A 2,637-nucleotide genomic window follows, 5' to 3' on the forward strand; every position below is an offset into this window, starting at 1 on the left:
AACTTCAGCGCTCTTGTCGCCAGAGATTGTTGCGCTGTCGTTAATCCCATGTATGGTGATATTGAGGGTAAATTTGTCGCCACTTTTGCTGATTAGGTCGATGCTGTCGATAAGGGAGTCGTTTGCCCCCAGTTCTTGAATTTTCGAAGTGTTGTTGTCTAGCGTGTATTGCCAGCTGCCGTCGCTGTTGTAATTGATTTGGCCATAAGCTGTTTCATGACTGGTTTCGTCAAATTCATAGTGTGTATCAACTTGGCCGCTTACTTCAAAGTGAATGTCTTCAGTAGTGCTTCGGTGCAGAGTTCCAAGGGATTTGCTGGAATGATCTATCTCTGCTTCTGTGTGAGGTAGTATGGCAGTTGAAGTGCTGACTTGTTCACTATTTTGTTCGTCTAAACTGGCTACTTCGTATTTGCTTTGCTTCGCTGAGTTGGCGGTACTTGTTTCTACATACGCATTGCTGGAAAAACTCTCGCCAGGTGGGCTGGAAAATTCTCCGTTAAGCTGGGTGGGGCTTTCTTCGTACCCGGCTGCAGTGGAGGGGAGTAGAGAGAAATCAAAATCTTCGTCGTTAATGATGCTGTCTTGTAGGGTGGCAATATCGTTTAACTGTTGCTCGTTTGCGTTCGATAGCTCATGTTCCAGCTTCTTGAGTGTCGCCTTGGCTTGCAGTGCTTGGTTCGATGCTGTGTCGAGCTGTTCAAGGTTCAGCGAAGCTTCTCGTGGAGGGAATATGTCATTAAGTAGTATGGATGGATGTACGTCCGGACTTGTCTTGTTAATGTCGGTGTTTGTAGTTTGCCCATGAGCCTGTTCAAGCACTTGGCTAGAAAAAAGGCGGGTTGATACTAACAGGCTAGGCTGAGCCGACATGAATGCACTCCGGTTGTACAATTAATACAGTGAGTTAATACACTAAGAGTATTATGAGTGTTTGTCTAGATTATGGCGGGCGGATTTTGTGATCAAATGTAAAAAGCCCGCTAATGTTGCCATTAACGGGCTTTTATTCTGAACCTACATGCGCAGGTTAGGCTATCTGTGATGATAGCTTATAGAACATCGTACTTATAGAGAGTAGTACAATTCAAACTCAACTGGGTGAGTTGTCATGTTCAATAGCTCAACTTCTTCACGCTTAAGATCGATGAAACCCTGGATCATGTCTTCAGTGAAAACATCACCCTTAGTTAGGAATTCGTGATCTGCTTCTAGAGCGTTTAGTGCTTCTTCTAGCGTAGCAGCAACTGTTGGGATCTCAGCAGCTTCTTCAGCAGGAAGGTCATATAGATCTTTATCAGCTGGGTCGCCAGGGTGGATCTTGTTCTGGATGCCGTCAAGGCCAGCCATTAGTAGCGCAGAGAACGCTAGGTATGGGTTAGCCGTTGGATCTGGGAAGCGAGCTTCCAGACGACGTGCTTTCGGGCTATTTACGTATGGAATACGGATAGAAGCAGAACGGTTACGTGCAGAGTATGCCAACATAACTGGTGCTTCGAAGCCTGGAACCAAACGCTTGTATGAGTTAGTAGAAGCGTTAGTGAAAGCGTTCAAAGTCTTAGCGTGCTTAATGATACCGCCGATGTAGTATAGGCACTCATCAGATAGACCAGCATAGCCGTCACCAGCCATAACGTTAACGCCATCTTTTGCAAGAGACATGTGAACGTGCATGCCAGAACCGTTATCGCCAACTACTGGCTTAGGCATAAATGTCGCAGTCTTGCCGTAAGCGTGAGCAACGTTGTGTACACAATACTTAAGGATCTGAACTTCATCAGCCTTGTTTACTAGTGTATTAGCGCCAACACCGATTTCACACTGACCAGCAGTACCAACTTCGTGGTGGTGTACTTCGATTACTAGACCCATTGCTTCCATCGCTGCACACATTGCTGCACGAAGGTCGTGTAGAGAGTCAACTGGTGGTACTGGGAAGTAACCGCCTTTAACGCCTGGACGGTGACCAATGTTACCGCCTTCGAATTCTGCGTGGCTACCCCAAGCAGCTTCTTCAGAGTTGATTTCGTACATAGCGCCGTTCATGTCGGCTTTCCACTTAACGTCATCAAATACGAAGAATTCTGGCTCTGGACCAAACAATGCAGAGTCAGCGATACCTGTAGACTTCAAGTATTCTTCAGCACGGATCGCAACAGAGCGTGGGTCGCGCTCGTAGCCTTGCATAGTTGAAGGCTCAACGATGTTACAACGAAGGATCAAAGTGCTTTCTTCTGTGAACGGGTCAAGTACTGCTGTAGCGTCTTCAGGCATAAGGATCATGTCTGATTCGTTGATGCCTTTCCAGCCAGCAATTGATGAACCGTCAAACATTTTGCCTTCTTCGAAGAAGTCTTCGTCAACTTCAGAAGATGGAATGCTTACGTGTTGTTCTTTACCGCGAGTATCTGTGAAGCGAAGGTCGACCCATGTGACTTCGTTTTCTTTGATTAGGCCGAGAGTTTTCTCTGACATTCTAATTTCTCCATTTTTGGACGTATTCGAAACAAAGGTTTGTTTCATGTTATTTCAAGTGCCGAGCACTGCACTAAATTGTCACACTCAAGTTGCGACATGCGCAGTGCCTAGCGATTTTCGCAGCAGGTGTCCGGCCTAACCAGTCTAAACAAACTTTTC

At 46.2% G+C, this 2,637-nt stretch carries 2 protein-coding genes; both read right to left on the reverse strand.

The features are described 5' to 3' along the window. Positions 1 to 873 (reverse strand): VCBS domain-containing protein (locus tag A3735_RS17375; protein ID WP_197485921.1); only part of this gene is annotated, 873 nt, incomplete at its 3' end. 195 nt (positions 874 to 1,068) lie between these two features. Next, a complete protein-coding gene (gene glnA / locus A3735_RS17380) occupies positions 1,069 to 2,475 on the reverse strand; it encodes a glutamate--ammonia ligase (RefSeq protein ID WP_068553266.1) in 1,407 nt (468 codons plus the stop codon). Positions 2,476 to 2,637 lie beyond the last annotated feature (162 nt).

The organism is Oleiphilus sp. HI0061, assembly GCF_001635675.1.

Coding starts and splice junctions, on each gene's coding strand:
- glnA (WP_068553266.1), bottom strand. CDS start 2,475: ATGTCAGAGAAAACTCTCGGCCTAATCAAAGAAAACGAAGTCACATGG.